Raw genomic sequence first — 18,532 nt, forward strand, 5'->3', positions numbered from 1 at the left:
CATCCTGACCTTTTGTGTTTTTTCAGATTCAAATGACTTCTGATTTTAAGCAACTGGCTCAATATCAAATAGAGCACATTTTAATCCCGATCAAAACCACAGCTTTATCTCTTTACATAACTTTACTTTTTAATTGACTCCATCACCTTTAAAAACTTAATTCCATCTCCATTTTTAAATTATGAGTGCATAAAGCCACTCAGATTTTCATTTTAAGGAGACCTAGATGGCCAATGTTGGTTTATATCGCTCAAACCGCTCAAACATGATTGCTGGTGTAATGGGTGGTATTGCTGAACGTTTTGGTTGGAACGCAAATTTACTTCGTATTGTTTTCATCACCATTTCACTGTTAAGTGCAGCATTCCCTGGAATTTTGGTTTATCTGATTCTGTGGCTGGTAATGCCTAAACAAAAAGATCAAATCGAGCATTCTCCACAAGCCCGATCTGGTTATAACAACACGATGCGTACCGTTAATCCAGATCATCGCAACCCATAAGCGCACATCTTTCGTCTCAAAAAAGTTTCTTTTTATGCTACGACAACTTCCCCCAAAGTGTCGTAGTTTTTTTTGCCTACGATACTCACATAACTTAGCGATGTTGTAACAAGCGATACAGCGCTGCAATCATATCGGCACGGCTAATGATACCGACCAAAGCCTTGTCTTCAACCACAGGGATATAGTTAAAAGAACGTTCAACAAAGTACGGGATCAAATCTTGCAGCTCTTGATCTGGCTGTACCGTGACCACCTGACGCTTCATAATGTGCTTAACTTGATCTTGCCAAGAAGTACGTAAATCCGTCGCCTTTTGGAACCACTCCACCACCTCATATAAAGCCAAGGTGCCGCATACTTGTTCAGCTCGATTTAACACAGGTAAACTCATCAAATTGACCTGTTTAAATTTTTCCACAGCGACTTGAATGTCTTCATCTTCATATAAACAAAGGACATCTTTACTCATAATGTCCTGACAACGTAAGTCTATATGAAAGCGAGTATCGGCCTGTGCTTGAGCTTTTAAAATCAATTTTTGTAAATCATATTCACTGATGTCGAGCAACTGTGTTTCTTGGGCTAAAACTTGATGAATATCTTCAGGTTGAATCGTGACCTTCTGGGTGGGGGTCGGGTCGGTGCTACGCGTATTGACTTGTGCCACAGTTGGGTATTGCTTCCCGAGCAATCGGTTGAACACAATCGCAATCAGAAGGAGTAAGATCGAGTTGAGTAGAACAGGATAAAACACAAACTGATACCCTAGCTCGCGTACCGTATCTCCTCCCAGCACCGCTGTAATTGCCACAGCACCACTCGGTGGATGCAAAGAGTCTGTCGTCATCATCAAAATAATCGACAAAGCCACAGCAACACTAAATGCTTCTGTTAAGTTGGAAATATAGAGTGCGCAGGTCACCCCAATTACGGCTGCAATGGTATTCCCAATCACAATATTCCATGGTTGAGCCAAAGGACTGGCTGGTACGGCAAAAAGCAATACCGAGGATGCCCCCATCGGGGCGATATACCATGCATTGATCCCACCCAAAAGCCACCAACTGATGAGTGAAGACAGTGCTAATCCCAATAATGCCCCCAAACCACAGAGCATTCTTTCCTTTAGCGGTAACACTTTAAAATTTGGTTTTAAGGTATTTAACCATTCAAGTTGCATATGAAACACAGCCGCCCTTCTACTTTTTCGCACTTTACCAGTGCAAAATTATACGTGGTCTCAGCAATAAGATGCATCTATTTTACATCTTATTTTTATGAGTCATTCTACTGAATTCTTTAGTGAACGTATTGCTGTAATTGAACAACCTGATCAGCATCACTTCATTATAACAACACCGATAAATACCATTAGATTGAAATAATGAAAGTCAGCTTTGTCCTCAATATCATGTATATTCTCATTGTTTCTCTTTTTGTATATTGATGCCTTATTTAGACTACTATCAAGCATTGCAATAACACACCCTCATGCGCTATTTCATAACGTAATAGTTTGCTACTTTAAGTGCCAATCTAACTATAAAATCATATCAGGCCAACATGAAAGCCATTACTAAGAAGCTCTTTCAACCACTACAACAAACGAAAAAGGGAATAACAGCAAATTTATTCCTCGCCCCCATTGGTGGACTACCAGCTACTTGTATGGCTACCTTGATTATCGCAATCATGAGTGGTCAGGTGACCAACGCCAAGATTTTGCTGTATCTGTTTATGATGATTCTTCCTGCTTTTTTATTCTATTTGTGTTTTTTCTATATCCCCTATCTTCTGCTCTTTTTAGTATTACAGCATTTTCATAAATTCAATCTCTTCAATATAGGGTTGGCAACGCTATTCGGCTTCCTCAGCTTTTATTACATTTCTTATCCCCATCATTTTTTAGATGTATTTACCCTAACAGTGTTAGTCTTATTTTTCATTTTACCCACAGCTGTTTTTTTGTTTTCCTCAGCTTAAAAAGCCATAAACAAATCATGGAGGAAAAAAGTAAGCTCCGCCACAAACCTAAAGGTAATCACTAAAATTACTATTCTGTATTTTGCACAGAAACTTTGCCACTCCCACCTAAAATCCTTATACTTAGAACCAATTTTTTCTCTAATTTTTAATGGATGCACCATGAGTCGCGCCATATCGCATATTGATACATTCCAAGGCTTAATTCTTGCCTTACAAAACTACTGGGCTGAACAAGGTTGTGTGATTTTACAACCTTACGATATGGAAATGGGTGCAGGGACATTCCACACTGCAACATTCTTACGCGCACTTGGGCCTGAAACGTGGAACGCAGCATACGTTCAACCCTCACGCCGCCCTAAAGATGGGCGTTATGGCGAAAACCCAAACCGTTTACAGCACTACTACCAATTCCAAGTGGTGCTAAAGCCAAACCCAGACAACATCCAACAGCTTTATCTCGACTCGTTAAAAGCGATTGGCATTGACCCACTGGTTCACGACATTCGTTTTGTAGAAGACAACTGGGAATCTCCAACACTGGGTGCTTGGGGCTTGGGTTGGGAAGTTTGGTTAAACGGTATGGAAGTGACTCAGTTCACTTACTTCCAGCAAGTGGGTGGTGTTGAATGCTACCCAGTAACGGGTGAAATCACTTACGGTCTTGAGCGTTTAGCCATGTACCTACAAGGTGTGGACTCGGTTTACGACTTGGTTTGGACCAAAGGTCAATTCGGTACAGTAACTTATGGCGATGTGTTCCATCAAAATGAAGTTGAACAATCGACTTATAACTTTGAATACGCTCCTGTCGACAAACTGTTTGAATTGTTCGATTTCTACGAAGGCGAAGCCAACCGTTTAATCGAAGCGAAATTATCTCTTCCTGCATATGAGCAAGTGGTTAAAGCATCACATACCTTTAACTTACTCGATGCACGTGGCGCGATTTCTGTAACTGAGCGTCAACGTTATATTTTACGTGTGCGTACGCTGGCACGTGCGATTGCACAAAGCTATGTACAGGCGCGTGCGGAATTGGGCTTCCCAATGGCAGAGCCACACTTACGTGATGAAGTTTTAGCGCAATTAAAAGCTCAGGTTGAAGCAGAAGCTGCTCAAGCAGAAAAAGCAGCGGAGAACAAATAATGTCTAAACATACTGTTTTATTTGAACTTGGCTGTGAAGAACTTCCACCAAAAAGCCTAAAAACTTTACGTGATGCTTTAAAAGCTGAAACTGAAAAAGGCTTAAAAGATGCAGGCTTGGCGTTCGATGCCATTGAAGCCTATGCAGCACCACGTCGTTTGGCCCTCAAAATTGTGAATGTTGATGCTGCACAAGCGGACACACAAAAACGTTTTGATGGTCCTGCTGTTCAAGCAGCTTATGATGCTGAAGGCAAACCGACTAAAGCCTTAGAAGGCTTTATGCGTGGTCAAGGCATCACTGCAGATCAAGTATCAACTTTCCAAGCGGGTAAAGTTGAAAAAGTCTGCTTCTTGAAAGATGTAAAAGGTCAAAGCCTTGACGCACTCTTGCCACAAATTTTACAAACAGCGTTGGACAACTTACCAATTGCAAAACGTATGCGTTCTGCGGCAAGCCGTACCGAATTCGTACGTCCAGTTAAATGGGTTGTGTTGTTGAAAGACAACGATGTAGTTGATGCAACAATTCAAGATCACAAAGCGAGTAACGTGACGTATGGTCACCGTTTCCATGCGCCTGAAGCAATTACTTTAGCTAATGCAGATGCTTATTTAGATGCGCTTCGTGCAGCGAAAGTTGTGGCGAATTTTGAAGAGCGTCAAGCCATCATCGACCAGCAAGTTAAAGCTTTGGCAGATGAAGTCAATGCGATTGCAATTGTGCCTGCGGATCTTCGTGATGAAGTAACTGCTTTGGTGGAATGGCCTGTAGCATTACGTGCGAACTTTGAAGAACGCTTCCTTGCGGTTCCTCAAGAAGCGTTAATTACCACCATGCAGGACAACCAAAAGTATTTCTGTTTGGTGAATGCGGATAATAAATTACAGCCTTACTTCATTACCGTTTCCAATATTGAGTCGAAAGATCCAACGCAAATTATTGAAGGGAACGAGAAAGTAGTTCGTCCACGTTTGTCAGATGCTGAATTCTTCTTCTTGCAAGACCAAAAGCAACCGCTTGCATCGCGTAAAGAAAAACTGGCGAACATGGTGTTCCAAGCACAGTTGGGTACGCTTTGGGACAAATCAACCCGTATTGCCAAATTGGCTGTTGCCCTTGCACCAATTACAGGTGCCAATGTGGCTGATGCTGAAAAAGCAGCACTGCTTGCTAAATGCGACTTAACGTCTGAGCTTGTGGGTGAATTCCCAGAACTTCAAGGTATTGCGGGCACTTACTACGCACGTCTTGAAGGCGAAAATAACGAAGTGGCTGAAGCCTTAGGCGAGCAGTATCTTCCTAAATTTGCGGGTGATGTATTACCGCAAACCAAGACAGGTACAACCATTGCCCTTGCAGACCGTTTAGACACGCTCACAGGTATTTTTGGTATTGGTCAAGCACCGACGGGTTCGAAAGACCCATTTGCTTTACGTCGTTCTGCAATTGGTATTTTGCGTTTAGTGACTGAAAACAACTTAGATGTTTCCATTGAAGAATTGATTAAGTTGGCTTTAGCAGCGTATGGCGATGTGGTAAAAGATCACGACAAGACTTTGACAGATGCAGTAGCATTCTTGGAAGGTCGTTACCGTGCGAAATACGAAGACCAAGGTGTTGCGGTTGATGTCATTCAAGCAGTTCAAGCCTTATCACCAAAATCACCGCTTGATTTTGACAAGCGTGTCAATGCGGTAAATCACTTCCGTAACTTGGCTGAAGCGGCTGCTTTAGCTGCGGCAAACAAACGTGTTGCTAACATTCTTGCCAAAGAAGCGACACCAGAAGGTGCGGTAGTTGAAGCGAAATTGGTTGAAGATGCTGAAAAAGCATTATTCGCAGAACTTCAAGCCATTAGCCCAGTGGTTGAGCCATTATTGGCTGCAAAAGACTACACTGAAGCACTTTCTAAACTCGCTGCCCTTCGTGCACCAATTGATGCTTTCTTTGATGGCGTAATGGTGATGGCGGATGATGCTGAATTGAAAGCAAACCGTTTACGTTTACTGGCGCAGTTACGTGGCTTGTTTACCAGTGTTGCGGATATTTCAGTGTTGCAGCATTAAGCTGAATAGTTGAAATAAAAAACCCGCTTTAAAGCGGGTTTTTTTATATCTTTACTGAACGACTACGACTAGATGCCTTAACTTGCCTGCCTGCTTCTTTTGCTTCTTCTTCTCCAGAATCTGCAATCATGCTAATGACATCTGCTACATCATTAGGATACATTGAGAACTCTATGGAAATACAAGTCCCAATGAAGCTTGAATCTCTTTCTTCAATGCCATTTTTTGCTCTTTTTGCAATCAGTGTTTTTCCCGAACTTGAAATAGTCATCCTTCCATAGTTTTTAGCTAAATGATATAAAACATATAATCCAAAGCCTGAATTACCATGAATATTTAAGCTTTCTTCTATATTAAGAGTTCTGGATAACCCTGCTTGAAGGGCGACTTGTAAAAAATTTTCATCTGATACATTTATTTCTGCATTTACCAATGATTGGTATATGCCAATACCTTCATCAATCACAGCTATTTGAGCACGATTGTTCGTCCACCTCTGACCACATACAAAGCAAATATCCTCTTCTGAATGCTCTAAAGCATTTCTAATTGCTTCTCGGACAGAATATGCAATCGTAAGATATATCTGCTCATTCCAATTGCTTCCAACTAGAACTCTTGCTAAATAAGAAGCTTCCTCTTGAACTAAATCTTGTAAAGATTTTCCTGTTTCATAACTTTCACGTAATAATTCAGTTTTATTAATTGCTCTGATCGGAATATAGCTCTCACCCACAGAAACTTCTCCAATTTTATTTCCAAAATTTGCACCAATAAAATCAAAGAACCCGATATGCGCTAAATAGCCGATAACATTATTATTTGGTCGAATCGAAATATCTGTGTATAGCTGACCTCGTTTCATATCAAAATCACGCAACATTACAGCTAAGCACAAAATGGTCTGTGGATCACAAAAGCCGATACCATTTAAATCAATACATATTTTTTCTTCATACAAATTTGTATTAAGAATATTATTAAATTCATTTAACTTAGAAAGTGTTAAGTAATTCGTTTCTAGGTAAATTGTCTTCATTATTAACCCATATAAAATTAAGTCTAATTTTCACTTAAACTACAACCCATCCTAAACTCTACCTATTAAAAATTAAAACACCTAAAAACTCTTTCTTTAAATTATTACTTATTATGTAGCATTAATTTCACGATACTTTGAGATGAGTATTTGCAACATAACATCAATTCCCTATACTCAAGCTAACAACTCGCAACAAGAACGAACCTTATGAAATTAAAAACTGTACTTTTCGCTACTTTTGCTGCCCTTTCTATTACAGCATGTACATCTCAACCAACGATTCCACAGTTGACAGCGGGTGTATTGCAAGAAGTCCAAAACATTGAAGTCTATCCAGACACAACCAATAACAAAGCAAAACTGACCAAATTTGAAGACAAATGCGTCATCGAATTTACTGGCAACCTCAAAGCAGGCAAAGTCGTAGAACAGTGGGCGTTCCGTGACTACACGCTCATCACAGGTGGCTCAGCAACCTTTGCACTCGATGGCACCAGCACAGCAACCAAATTTGAATTACACGATGCAGAAGTACAGAAAAACTTCCTCGCACTACGTAATCACTTTGCAAAAGAAGCCTTAGCGCAATGTAACTAAGCAAATCGTCATCACTGGTGCAATATCAGTGATGACTTTCTCTCAAATACCTTTTGCTTCGTGTCATTTACTTCAATACCAGTCTCTATACTCTTTACATTTAAAACAACGACCACGCATAAACTTACATAATTTTAATGAATTAACTGAACGACACAATTTCCAGCCTATTGTTCATGCGCTGTTGCCACATTGTGCGACTTTCATATCAAACGCTATTTTTGAGCTCATTTCTATCTATGATGACTGCTGTTCTGAACTCCTCATCGGGTTCTGTCATAAGAGGTAGAAAATCAAAGATGAAAGTTTTAACAAAAACACTCACCGCTTCGGCTTTAACCACCGCACTTTTAGCCTCCACTTCCCTATTTGCAAATACCACAGCCAATACATCGGCCAATGTTCAAGTTCAAACCACACAGCCAAGCGTATTGCAAAACTTAAAACATGATGTCAAACATGCCGCGCATGCGACAGGTGAAACGGTTGAGCATGGTGTCGACAAAACCAAAGCATTTAGTAAAGAAAAATGGCAAGACACCAAAGACTTTTCAGCTGAAAAATCTGCTGTCGTAAAAGATAAGGCCGGTGACGTTAAACACTCTGTTGTGCATAACACCAAAAAAAGTGGTCACTATATAGCGGATAAAGCGAAACAAGGCCAACAAGCGACCAAACAAAAATGGCAGGAAACCAAGCAGGCTGTCAGTGGTCAACCCAAACGTGCTGACTTAAATGGGCAAGCTCAAGTGGAATTAGATACACCTGTTGCTAAAGCCAAAGTCGGTTCATCTGCGGATGCTGCCGTTGGCGCGCAGTAAAAGTTAAACTCCTCCAGAGTTGAGAGAGCCCACATGCTGGGCTCTTTTTTTAGCTATATACGTTTGCACACTACGCTTATTTACAACCAAGCACATGAAATTCACACAAAGAGGCTTTATGCTAAAACGCTGATTTATGCACGATAGCCCAAGAGGTACACTGCTCTATGAACATGATGAAAACAACACTCTTCTGCACTCTTTTAATGACAACAGCAGGTGTATGGGCACAAACAGAAACCACTACTCAGCAAGTGCAAAAGCCTATTACGCCTTATGGTAAAAATCCCAACATCTTTCACGTTTGGGCTTATAAAACTCAAGAAGGCGTGATTAACACGGCAGAAAAAGTCGGGACTGCAACAGAAAAAGGCATCCAAAAAATTCGCCCTTCTGCACACGAAGCCTTAGACAGCGCAAAAACCATCACCAACAACACCGCAGAACAAGCCAAAGAAACAGGACAGCAAGTCACCCAAAATGTGAATAAAAAGTTGCATGAAACCAAGCAAGTGATTACTGGTCAAACGGATCAACCCGCTCCCATTTACCAAGGTAGCTTGAGTCAACCCTCATCTGCACCCGTAGATGCTTCTGCGGTTCAAGCGCCTTCAGTCTCATCTCCACAGCCTGTCGCACCTCAAACAATGAATGAACCTACGATTACCCAAGCACCATCTTCCTTTACACCTGCTCAAGCAGAAGAAGAAATTAAAGTGACTAAGCTTTAATGAAAAAAAAGCCCATCAGTTGATGGGCTTTTGACTAAAAAAACAAAAAAACTTTTGAAGTTATTGAGCTTAGGCTCTAGCATCGACCTATAAAAGCCACATAATCATAAAAATTTTCATGAAAATAATCATTGGCATCATTATTGGAATATTTTTAGTACTTATAGCGTTATTTACTTATTCTAAAATTCCTACGCCACAACACGCTGCAACGTTGAATCTTTTACAACAGCATCTAATATTGCCACAGTACAGTCATGAGGCTGAGGGACGTAAGCTTCAATCTATTGAAATGATTGAGGATGAAGAATATAAATCAACTGAAGGGAATGAAGCCTCACTGTATCAACTTAAAGATCAGTGTAAGCTGACACTCGAAATTTATGGTGAATCATTCCAAAGCCAACGCAGTTTTTACTTTCATCAAAATAAAATTCTACGAGCATTTGAAACACATTGGACCTATCCCAATGGGGGATTTTATGCTGAAGAGGGAAAGGCTCAAGCGTTTGCACGCCAACAAAGTTATTTTATGCTCATGAATCCTGAAAATAGCGATACACAGCGTACTTTGACTCGCCTGCAACAATATTTTGATCCTAAATTTATTAAAAATTGTTAAATTTCTAATATTTAAAAAATAGGATTAAAGCTAAACTTAAAAAGAACTACAACGAAGAAGCCCATCATTCGGCAGGCTTCTTCATTGTCATCATTTACTTTAATTCACCCGACGGATTGGCTGTCCGGCTTGAAAAGCTTGAGCATTTTCCACCAACTGCTGCACCATGCGCTGGCGCGCATCAACACTGCCCCACGCACTGTGTGGCGTAATGATTAAATTCGGCAAACGAGCATCCAATAAAACATTGCCCTCTTTCGGTGGCTCAACGGTCAATACATCAGTTGCAGCACCTGCAATTTCACCCTGTTTTAACGCGTCTGCCAAGGCTGCTTCATTGACAATTCCGCCACGTGCACAATTAATTAAAAAGGCACTTTTTTTCATTTTTGCGAAAGCTTGAGCATCGATCAGGTCACGCGTGTCATCGGTTAATGGACAATGCAGACTGACAAAATCCGATTGCGCTAACAAGTCATCAAAGCCCACTCGTGTTGAGTCAGCATGTGGACGGTTTGGCAAATTGCCCACCAAAACCCGCATGCCAAAGGCTTCAGCAAGTTTAGCCACCGCCTGCCCCAATTCCCCATACCCTAAAATGCCCAAAGTCTTACCCGAAAGCTCGATAATTGGATAGTCCAGTAGGCAAAACTGCGAAGCTTTATTCCATGCGCCCTGTTGCACCGCGCGGTCGTATTGCAAGCATGAGGTTGCAAGGTTGAGCATCAACATTAAAGTGTGCTGTGCCACCGCTGCCGTACCATAACCCTGACAATTACACACCACAACACCTTGTGCTTTGGCTTGCTGCAAATCGATGTTATTGGTGCCAGTGGCAGAGATTAAAATCAACTTTAACTGAAGACATTGTTTTAGGGTATCGGCATCCACCATTACTTTATTGCTAATAATCACATCTGCATCTTGCACACGCGCAACAAGCGTCTCACCATCGGTACTTGGGTAGAGGATCAGTTCATCAAAAACAGCATGCAGTGCTTGAAAGTCCAAATCATTTTTATCTAAGGATGCATAATCTAAAAATACGGCTTTCATTGCTCACGTCCTGTTGTTCTGCATAATGATAGAACGCTTATTTAAACCAACTCGGCCCCACTTTTCAATTTAAACGCTGTCCTAACCACCTGAAAACAGCCACCATACACAGAAAAAAGCCCGCTATTTAACGGGCTTATTACGATGAATACGAATAGAAATACTGATCTGTTTAATCACATAAAACGTCAGGATCAGCAGGAGAATCAGACCTCCACCAAATGTGAGATAGGCGGGGTCTAAACTTTGCGCCAGTACGCTTTGCGATGTTGAAATAAACAGTAACGTTATAAATACAGCCGACCAATGTCTTTGCATTGCTTCTACCCTATTTGATCTTCATTCGTATTGTTTAAAATATAAACAACACTTTCATATTAAACCAAATAGGACGGAAAACAAGAGCTTGACTTTAGACCAAAACCCTATATGAATAAATCACATGAACACATCTGACTCAGCATCGCTTGACACCAAAAACTGCGCTGTTTCTGGAATATCTTCGACCAAATCAAAGCCGCCATATTCATCACAGCTAAAGTTAAACTGCTTATAGCTAATTAGATAATAATCACTGTATTTTTTCATTAACAATGGATGCATTCCAGCGCCCAATTCGGCTTGTTCATGCACCAACTTCATGATCTGTCTATCATTCATGACGATGGTATAGCGCATATCGTTATAGTAAATATGTACTAGTCCATTTCCCTTGGCAAAAATCGGCAGCAGAAACTTATGATTCAGTGCAATCGCGTCTGGTGCATAGCTTTCAATCTTCTGACTGATCATATTAAACACCAAACCATGTCCAAAACTATCCATCAACTGACAGCTGTTTTCTTGCGGTAAGTTGACCTGAATACCCAGTTTCAGCAGATCGGTCTGGCTCACTTGTCGATTGCTGAGTAATTCACGGATAATGCTTTGTTTTAGCTTGGCATCAAAAAATTGACCATCTAACTCAAGGTCATTATTTTTCAGAATTCGTCCCAAAGAAAAGCGATGACGCGGTAACAAGTTTTCGATCACTTTACGATAGTAAAACTTACTGTTCTTTTTCACTGCACGAATTTTTTTATAAAAATACGGCGCATCAAACTCATGACGTAGAAAGTCATGTAGCAAATCTGAACTGGCTAAAACGGCAATCGCATCATGCCCTGTAAAAGGTAAGTTCAGGGTTTTCAGGTTCGGCACGACCGTTTGTAATTTTTCATAGTGCGCACGGTCGTCAGGGCAGTAAGGGTCATAAATAACGATGTATTCACACTCTGCCGAGACATCCTTCGGCTGTACCTGCATGTCATGGTTCAGCTCAAGCTGATAGAACATGTTATAGCGGTTATCCGTCACCTGTTCAGGGTCGATCGAATACTGTGGCACCAAGGCCACCACGCGCTTAAATCCAAGTAGCTTTGAGTATTTAATCGCGGCATAGCCCCCCATTGACCCTGCATAGGCAATACGGGTTTGAAAGGGTGCAATCCAAGCGCGAATCGCGTCCAACATGGCCAACATCGAAGACTCTGGAAACCATGACTTTTGTTTCGGCATAATGCCAACCACATTAAAGCCAAACTTCGCCAATGACTTTTCTGCATTGATCGACGTTCCCTTGGCACGGGTAATCAGGTCGCCAAAAGAGAAAATAAGTTCGTCCGATGAACCCTGTAAAAAAATGACACGAATCTGTTCGTCTTCAAAAATAATTTGTTTCGCCATGTCCATGCTGAGAGATTTCATTCCTATAAAGTGAGGTCATGTTCGTTCCATACAGCATAAGCGATTTCATCGAACCAAATGTGTTATTTTATAGATGCAGAGCAGATAAAAAAGCGCAAAATATGACACAATTACTCCATCCTGCGGCACAACACGGGTTTAGCGCAGCTGCTGAACTTTATCAACAAGTGCGTCCAAGTTATCCACAAGAGATCCATGCGTGGCTCACCGAGCAACTGCATTTAAACACAGATTCACATGTGATTGATCTTGCATCGGGTACAGGTAAGTTTCTGCCTTATCTGATTCCACATAGTGGACAACTCACTGCCATCGAACCTGTCGCCGAAATGTTAGCTCAGCTCAAACTGGCTTATCCACAGGTAGAGACTTTACAAGCTTTTAGTGACCATATTCCCCTGCCTTCGCTAAGCATTAATGCAGTTTTATCTGCGCAGGCCTTCCACTGGTTTGCCAACATGGACAGTTTAAACGAAATCCATCGTGTCCTAAAACCGCAAGGGCATTTGGGTTTGGTCTGGAACCAACGCGATACTCAAGTCGACTGGGTCAATGCTCTGGCAGAACGGCTCGCTCCTTTAGAAGGAAATACTCCACGTTATCATAGCAGGCTATGGCAAAAAGTTTTTGAACATCAACCCTTATTTCAGCTTAAAAGCTTGCATCAGTTTGCACAGCAGCAAATAGGTACAGTGGAGCAAGTCGTGTCAAAACGTCTCCTTTCGACCAGTTTTATTGCCGCCATGCCTACGGAGCAACAACAGGATTTAAAACATCAGTTTGAACAAATTGTGCTGCAGTACACGGGCAAACAGCCACAGGACGAAATAAGTTTTCCTTACATCACTTATGCCTATCACTTTCAAAAAATAGCAGAATAATAGGACACCGACATGAACCCACATACTCTTGCATTGAAACAGGTTCTACTGCCGCTTGTTTTAGGTGGCAGTTTAATCCTGACAGGCTGTAACAAAGCCGATGAACGTGCTGAACAAGACACCCTTTCGAGCGATGATAAGATTCTACAAGAGCTCAGCACCGAACCCGTTAAAAACTTTGCTCAAACAGCAGATGATCCACACGATATTACGCTCTTGGTCGACTATGATCAACGCTTTAGCAGCATGAGTGACGAAATGGAAGATGAGCTCATCAAAATGCGTGAGGCAGGAACCCTGACAGATGAGTTTGCAAAAACACGTAAACAAGACAACATTCAGTCTGCGCTGAATATGCTGAAAGAGCTGGATTTGAAAACAGAACAAGGACGCTACATTCAAACTTTGATGTACCAATATTGGGACAACCAAGCCAAAATTATCCAGAATAAAAATGCTGCGCCAGAGCAGAACGTGAAAGGTCTCGGTGAGCTCATTCATGCTCAAGAACAGCTTGAACACTGGCAGTCGCAATACTCTAAGCAAAAAGATACAACAGCTACAGGCTACTAATTCACTGGGTGACAAAGAAAAGGGATCAGATGATCCCTTTCACTTAAATCGATTCTAATTATGGGCGTTCAGCATACTGTGGTAATGCATCACAAATATTGTCCCACTCGGCTTGAGATGCCACAAAAATATGCTGCGTCGGTTTTTGCTGTAATGGAGTATCTAAAGTTCCAATACGCAAACGGTAAAACTCAGGTGTTTCAGCTTTAATGCTAATCAGCGGTGAACCACAGTTGCCACAGAAACAACGTTCTGTGCCTGCACTTGATGCATATTTTTTTACAACATCCTGACCAGATGTCAGTTTGAAATCCGCCTTAGCAATCGGTGCATTGGTTGCATAGGCTGTTCCATTGGCTTTGCGACATTTTTGACAATGGCATTGAACAATATCGCCAATTGGCCCATCAATTTGATAAGTCACTGCCCCACATAGGCAGCTACCCACATACTGCTGAAGATCCGACATCATGATGCTCCTTGAATTTTTTATTCAAATTAGCACAGCTGATTTTCAGTTGCATCGCTTATGGCAAATTTTTTGCCACATTCAAATACTGCATAACACCCTCACCTGCGGCACGTCCAGTCGCAAAACATGCAGTGAGTAAGTAGCCTCCTGTCGGCGCATCCCAGTCCAACATTTCCCCACATAAAAAAACGGCGGGATTAGATTTTAATTGCAACTGCGAACTCAGCACTTCACGGCGCACACCACCTGCACAACTAATCGCTTCTTCAATCGGACGAAAACCAGTTAAAGGAATCTGGAGTTGCTTAATCTGCTGAGCCAGTTGTTCAGGGTGATTCCAGTGTTCTTTTGCAACCAACTCTCGTACTAAATTTGCCTTGGCTGCATCTAAACCAGCTTTACGCCAAACATTACTTAACGACTGTTTTTTCGTGGGTTTCAACCGTACAGCCAATTCGTGAACCGTGACATCAGGCAGTAAATCGAGCTTCAAAATTAAAGACTGTTGTTGCTTCTGCTGTGCGCGAAGCGCTCGTCCTTGCTTATAAACCAAACCACTTTCTAGACCATAATGGGTGATCACGATATCGCCCATACTTTTTTCTGTATCACCCACCCATGCTACGATACGTTTCAGGGGTTGACCAAAGACGGGTTGCATGTAGCTTGACCATTCATGTTCTACCCCAGCATTACTGGCTTGAAAAGGTTCAATTTCATCGCCTTCCAACCAACCTTGCCATGCACCATCACTACCGAGCTGAGACCATGACACTGCTCCACAGGCCAAGACAATGGCATCATAGCTTTGGCTGTGTTCTTGATCACTGACCAAAGATTTGATCTCAAGCGTATGCTCTTTGAGGCTGAGACATTGATGACGATAATAAAACTTGACGCCTGATCCAACCAAGCGTTTCAACCATGCACGTAATAAAGGCGCGGCTTTCATTTCAATCGGGAAAATACGCCCAGACGTTCCGACATAGGATTCAATGCCTAAACCTTTCATCCATGCTTGAATCCATGCGGCATCCCACTCACGAATCCAAGGTGCCAACCATTCGGCTTGATCATAACGACCGATAAACTGCTCCACATGTTCTGCATGAGAGATATTCAGTCCTGTTTTACCCGCCATCAGGAACTTACGTGCGGCTGATGGTTTTTGTTCAAATACATCGACCTGAACCTCATATTGGCTCAAGACTTCTGCCGCCATCAAACCTGCTGGGCCCGCCCCAATAATTGCAATACGCTTTGGCATGGTTTACTCAGCTTGATCTGAAGATTGCACCTGTGGGTTCTGACCTTGCAAAGCCTGAAACGCATCAAAACGTGTGCAATAACCTTCAGGTTTGGTGATGATCAACTGTTGGCAGAGCTCGCCCCGTTCTAAATATTTAATTTCAAAATGCGTACGTGCAGAATGATCCGCAATGCGCTCTTTCACAAACGGTAATTTCCATACCTCAATCAACTGTTGCTGTGCTTCTTCGATATATTCTGGAATATTGCTGGCTAGAGTGATTTGTCCACCCACTTGTAAACGTGAAATCAGAAATTCAAAAAATGGCATATTCAGCCAGCGCTGCGCAGGATTATGCGGTTCAGGATTCGGATAAAGAATAAAGAACTGCTCAACTTGCTGTGGCTGCAAAGCATGCACCACCCACGGCAGAGCATCGGCATGTACCAGTTGTAAATTCTGCTGACCTTCCAAGCCATGTTGTTTCTGCATCGCCACAAACTTTTCACGGGTTCGCTCAACCGCAATCAGCTTTTTCTCAGGGTGATTGGCCGTAAACAATAAGGCATGTTTACCCTTGCCCGCCCCAATTTCCACACATAGTGGATCAGGACTGATCATTTGAAAATCACGAGGCGCATGCATACGCTGGGCTTGAAATTGACGAATCGGCATAATCAGATCAAACTAAGAAAAAACCGCATCAGTCTAACAACTGCCGGCGTTTTTGCCTATTTCAATCCGAAAATTTTATCTGGAGCACATCATGCCACATACGTTTCCTTGCCCACGCTGTGGTGAAATGAGCCAATGGGAAGACAACGCCTTTCGCCCATTCTGCTCTGAACGCTGCAAACTGATCGACTTAGGTGCATGGGCCAATGATGAATATCGCCTCCCAACGCAAGATGCTCCACAGGCCGATAATTCTGAAGAATAATCGGACTTATTTCATGATATTTTTCATATTTTGATGAGAATTGTTCATTTGTAATTGATCGATATTTATTCAAAAATAGTATTCTTCATCTATAATCCTCCTTAGGTTTTTACTCACTCACATTTGAATAAATCATAAAAATAAACCTTATAGGAGGGAGGAAAAGATGAATCTACTCAGTAAAATTATTGTGATTATTGCGTCTTTACTTTCAGTCAGTAGCTTGATGTTTGGCATCTATATACAAGATCTGTTGATCCTTTCGGTTGGGCTCTTATTCGCCTTATTCTCCATCGTGTTTGCTCTCGAAACTCAACACATTTTGAATAATCCATTTTGAAAATAAAAAAGTCAGCACCAGCTGACTTTTTTATTTTCAACTAGACAGCGAAACACTTAGCCTGCTTTTCCTGCCACAAAAGGGTTATGTTGTTTTTCAAAGCCGATGGTACTGATTGGGCCATGTCCTGAAATAAACTGCGTCTCATCAGGTAAGCTAAAGCATTCACGTTGAATAGAATCAATCAACTGCTGATGATTGCCACGCGGAAAGTCGGTACGACCTATTGAGCCTTTAAACAACACATCGCCTGTCCACAGTAATCCATAGTTTTTGTTATAAAACATCACATGACCCGGGGTATGCCCAGGGGCAAAACGCACTTCAAACGCTTCATTTCCCAGTTTAAGAACTTCTCCGCCTTCAAGCCATGTCGTGACATCTACCTTTTCTGGAATAGGAAAACCATAACGTTGCGAAACTTCTTGGATCATATCCAACCAAAAAGCATCTTCTTTATGCGGGCCAATCACAGGGACATCCCACAGTTTTTTTAATGCTCCCACGGCTCCCGCATGATCTAAATGCCCGTGCGTCAACCACAAGGCTTTTACCGTCAAACCCAATGCTTCAATTTCAGCTTTAAGTTTCTCAGGCTCTCCACCTGCATCAATTAAAATTGCTTCTTTACTGTCACTGTCCCAAACAATAGAACAGTTCTGCTGAAATGCCGTTACAGGCACAATTTTAACTTGCAACATAGCGTGTCAACCTCAATTCTTTTTGCTGGCTAAAGTCTGTTTTAAGGCATCAAGATTAGCCTGAACCAGTGTATTGAGCAATTGCAAATGATCTCCGCGGCTGTTCAAGGCTGGAATATATTGATACCGCTCACCACCTTGAGACAAAAACAATTCCGCATTCTGAATCGCCAGTTCCTCTAAAGTTTCTAAGCAATCCGCTGAAAACGCAGGGCTCATAATTTGCACCGACTTCACTCCTTGCTCTGCCCATTCGGTCAATAAGGCATCGGTATATGGTTTCACCCATTCTTGCTTACCAAAGCGGGATTGGAAACTGATGGCCCATTCATCTTCCGCTAGGCCTAACTCTGCCGCCACCAACTGCCCCGTGATACGGCAACGGTCGGCATAGGGATCACCTTTATCAGCATAAGGCTGTGGAATACCATGAAAAGACATTAACAGCTTTTCAGTCACTCCATGTTCAGCACGGAAATCGCACACACTTTGCGCCAAAGCCTGAATGTATAAAGGGTGCTGATAATAATCGCGAATAATGCTCAGCCCCGGCAAATTGCGCTGCTTGGGAATCCACTTCGCGAAAGCATCATATAAAGGCGCGCTAGATGTTGCTGAATACTGCGGAAACAAAGGAAAAAGGACAATATGATCTTGCGGGTTTTGACTCAACTCAGCAAGCAAAGACTGAATGCCTGGATTGCCATAGGTCATTGCAGGGACGATATTCAATTCAAATTCAGGATTATCCACAAGAAGTTGCTGTTCTAATGCAGTAACTTGGGTTAACAAAATCTCTCGCATTGGCGAGTCATTACCCCACACCATTTCATAAGCATGGGCGACACGTTTCGGGCGAAATGGCAAAATAAATAAACGGAGAATAATCTGCCAAAACGGTTTTGGAATTTCAATCACTCGCTGATCTGACAAAAACTGATCCAAAAAGCAACGCACTGCTGAAGCTGTCGGTGCATCAGGCGTTCCCAAATTTGCCAAAATAACAGTAACTTTTGCTTTTGTTGCAGTAGACATTCAGCCCTCGTGGCTCG

The 18,532-nt window shown here is 42.0% G+C and carries 22 protein-coding genes; 12 read left to right on the top strand and 10 right to left on the bottom strand.

Annotated elements, in window-relative coordinates; translation table 11 throughout:
* Positions 1 to 226: 226 nt before the first annotated feature.
* On the top strand, positions 227 to 502 hold the full coding sequence (locus CDG62_RS17310; RefSeq protein ID WP_087526998.1) for a PspC domain-containing protein: 276 nt from the start codon (positions 227 to 229) through the stop codon (positions 500 to 502).
* Positions 503 to 596: 94 nt separating this feature from the next.
* Here the strand turns inward: CDG62_RS17310 and CDG62_RS17315 are convergent, their stop codons facing one another.
* Positions 597 to 1,694, bottom strand: a complete 1,098-nt coding sequence (locus CDG62_RS17315) for an HPP family protein (RefSeq protein ID WP_087526999.1) — start codon at positions 1,692 to 1,694, stop codon at positions 597 to 599.
* 374 nt (positions 1,695 to 2,068) lie between these two features.
* Between CDG62_RS17315 and CDG62_RS17320 the strand changes: the two genes are divergently transcribed.
* The 3 genes from CDG62_RS17320 to glyS all read left to right on the top strand — a co-directional run bounded on the left by CDG62_RS17320 (position 2,069) and on the right by glyS (position 5,709).
* Entirely contained in the window at positions 2,069 to 2,488 is a 420-nt protein-coding gene (locus CDG62_RS17320) for a hypothetical protein (protein ID WP_087527000.1), read from the top strand.
* A 162-nt stretch (positions 2,489 to 2,650) separates the two neighbouring features.
* Complete coding sequence (gene glyQ, locus CDG62_RS17330) at positions 2,651 to 3,640, top strand: glycine--tRNA ligase subunit alpha (protein ID WP_087527001.1); 990 nt, start codon at positions 2,651 to 2,653, stop codon at positions 3,638 to 3,640.
* Positions 3,640 to 5,709, top strand: a complete 2,070-nt coding sequence (gene glyS / locus CDG62_RS17335) for a glycine--tRNA ligase subunit beta (RefSeq protein ID WP_087527002.1) — start codon at positions 3,640 to 3,642, stop codon at positions 5,707 to 5,709. Before glyQ ends, glyS begins: the two co-directional genes overlap by 1 nt.
* Positions 5,710 to 5,752: 43 nt before the next feature.
* Here glyS and CDG62_RS17340 read toward each other — a convergent pair whose 3' ends face one another.
* Positions 5,753 to 6,748, bottom strand: a complete 996-nt coding sequence (locus CDG62_RS17340; RefSeq protein ID WP_087527003.1) for an ATP-binding protein — start codon at positions 6,746 to 6,748, stop codon at positions 5,753 to 5,755.
* Between the two features lie 210 nt (positions 6,749 to 6,958).
* Between CDG62_RS17340 and CDG62_RS17345 the strand changes: the two genes are divergently transcribed.
* From CDG62_RS17345 to CDG62_RS17360, 4 genes are all read left to right on the top strand, one after another.
* Positions 6,959 to 7,348: a hypothetical protein gene (locus CDG62_RS17345; RefSeq protein WP_062035090.1), complete on the top strand. Its 390-nt coding sequence runs from the start codon at positions 6,959 to 6,961 to the stop codon at positions 7,346 to 7,348.
* 299 nt (positions 7,349 to 7,647) lie between these two features.
* Complete coding sequence (locus CDG62_RS17350; RefSeq protein WP_087527004.1) at positions 7,648 to 8,169, top strand: hypothetical protein; 522 nt, start codon at positions 7,648 to 7,650, stop codon at positions 8,167 to 8,169.
* 167 nt (positions 8,170 to 8,336) lie between these two features.
* Positions 8,337 to 8,900: a hypothetical protein gene (locus tag CDG62_RS17355; RefSeq protein WP_087527005.1), complete on the top strand. Its 564-nt coding sequence runs from the start codon at positions 8,337 to 8,339 to the stop codon at positions 8,898 to 8,900.
* 118 nt (positions 8,901 to 9,018) lie between these two features.
* Positions 9,019 to 9,522, top strand: coding sequence for a hypothetical protein (locus CDG62_RS17360; protein ID WP_087527006.1), 504 nt, complete (start codon positions 9,019 to 9,021; stop codon positions 9,520 to 9,522).
* A 99-nt stretch (positions 9,523 to 9,621) separates the two neighbouring features.
* Here CDG62_RS17360 and CDG62_RS17365 read toward each other — a convergent pair whose 3' ends face one another.
* The 3 genes from CDG62_RS17365 to CDG62_RS17375 all read right to left on the bottom strand — a co-directional run bounded on the left by CDG62_RS17365 (position 9,622) and on the right by CDG62_RS17375 (position 12,303).
* Complete coding sequence (locus CDG62_RS17365) at positions 9,622 to 10,578, bottom strand: 2-hydroxyacid dehydrogenase (protein ID WP_087527007.1); 957 nt, start codon at positions 10,576 to 10,578, stop codon at positions 9,622 to 9,624.
* Positions 10,579 to 10,701: 123 nt separating this feature from the next.
* Positions 10,702 to 10,896 carry a hypothetical protein gene (locus CDG62_RS17370; RefSeq protein ID WP_004692607.1) on the bottom strand — a complete coding sequence of 65 codons (195 nt, stop codon included), beginning with the start codon at positions 10,894 to 10,896 and terminating at the stop codon, positions 10,702 to 10,704.
* Between the two features lie 120 nt (positions 10,897 to 11,016).
* On the bottom strand, positions 11,017 to 12,303 hold the full coding sequence (locus CDG62_RS17375) for a hypothetical protein (protein ID WP_162904045.1): 1,287 nt from the start codon (positions 12,301 to 12,303) through the stop codon (positions 11,017 to 11,019).
* 122 nt (positions 12,304 to 12,425) lie between these two features.
* On the opposite strand from CDG62_RS17375, the gene CDG62_RS17380 reads away from it, so the two are divergent.
* Positions 12,426 to 13,205 carry a class I SAM-dependent methyltransferase gene (locus CDG62_RS17380; protein WP_087527009.1) on the top strand — a complete coding sequence of 260 codons (780 nt, stop codon included), beginning with the start codon at positions 12,426 to 12,428 and terminating at the stop codon, positions 13,203 to 13,205.
* A 12-nt stretch (positions 13,206 to 13,217) separates the two neighbouring features.
* Complete coding sequence (locus CDG62_RS17385; protein ID WP_087527010.1) at positions 13,218 to 13,778, top strand: hypothetical protein; 561 nt, start codon at positions 13,218 to 13,220, stop codon at positions 13,776 to 13,778.
* A 58-nt stretch (positions 13,779 to 13,836) separates the two neighbouring features.
* Here CDG62_RS17385 and CDG62_RS17390 read toward each other — a convergent pair whose 3' ends face one another.
* From CDG62_RS17390 to CDG62_RS17400, 3 genes are read right to left on the bottom strand one after another with little or no spacing between them, the layout of a single operon-like run.
* Entirely contained in the window at positions 13,837 to 14,247 is a 411-nt protein-coding gene (locus CDG62_RS17390; protein ID WP_087527011.1) for a GFA family protein, read from the bottom strand.
* A 58-nt stretch (positions 14,248 to 14,305) separates the two neighbouring features.
* Positions 14,306 to 15,517 (bottom strand): TIGR03862 family flavoprotein, encoded by a 1,212-nt coding sequence (locus CDG62_RS17395; RefSeq protein ID WP_087527012.1) that lies wholly within the window; start codon positions 15,515 to 15,517, stop codon positions 14,306 to 14,308.
* A 3-nt stretch (positions 15,518 to 15,520) separates the two neighbouring features.
* On the bottom strand, positions 15,521 to 16,180 hold the full coding sequence (locus CDG62_RS17400) for an SAM-dependent methyltransferase (protein WP_171405762.1): 660 nt from the start codon (positions 16,178 to 16,180) through the stop codon (positions 15,521 to 15,523).
* Positions 16,181 to 16,265: 85 nt separating this feature from the next.
* Here CDG62_RS17400 and CDG62_RS17405 point away from each other — a divergent pair, with 85 nt between their 5' ends.
* A complete protein-coding gene (locus CDG62_RS17405; RefSeq protein WP_086209648.1) occupies positions 16,266 to 16,439 on the top strand; it encodes a DNA gyrase inhibitor YacG in 174 nt (57 codons plus the stop codon).
* Positions 16,440 to 16,605: 166 nt separating this feature from the next.
* Positions 16,606 to 16,779, top strand: coding sequence for a hypothetical protein (locus CDG62_RS19395; protein ID WP_162904046.1), 174 nt, complete (start codon positions 16,606 to 16,608; stop codon positions 16,777 to 16,779).
* A 56-nt stretch (positions 16,780 to 16,835) separates the two neighbouring features.
* Here CDG62_RS19395 and CDG62_RS17410 read toward each other — a convergent pair whose 3' ends face one another.
* Together CDG62_RS17410 and hemH are read right to left on the bottom strand one after the other, a co-directional pair.
* On the bottom strand, positions 16,836 to 17,480 hold the full coding sequence (locus tag CDG62_RS17410) for an MBL fold metallo-hydrolase (protein ID WP_004978841.1): 645 nt from the start codon (positions 17,478 to 17,480) through the stop codon (positions 16,836 to 16,838).
* Positions 17,481 to 17,492: 12 nt separating this feature from the next.
* Positions 17,493 to 18,515, bottom strand: coding sequence for a ferrochelatase (hemH, locus tag CDG62_RS17415; RefSeq protein WP_087527014.1), 1,023 nt, complete (start codon positions 18,513 to 18,515; stop codon positions 17,493 to 17,495).
* Between the last annotated feature and the right edge of the window lie 17 nt (positions 18,516 to 18,532).

It is taken from the genome of Acinetobacter sp. WCHA55 (assembly GCF_002165305.2).
Taxonomy (GTDB): domain Bacteria; phylum Pseudomonadota; class Gammaproteobacteria; order Pseudomonadales; family Moraxellaceae; genus Acinetobacter.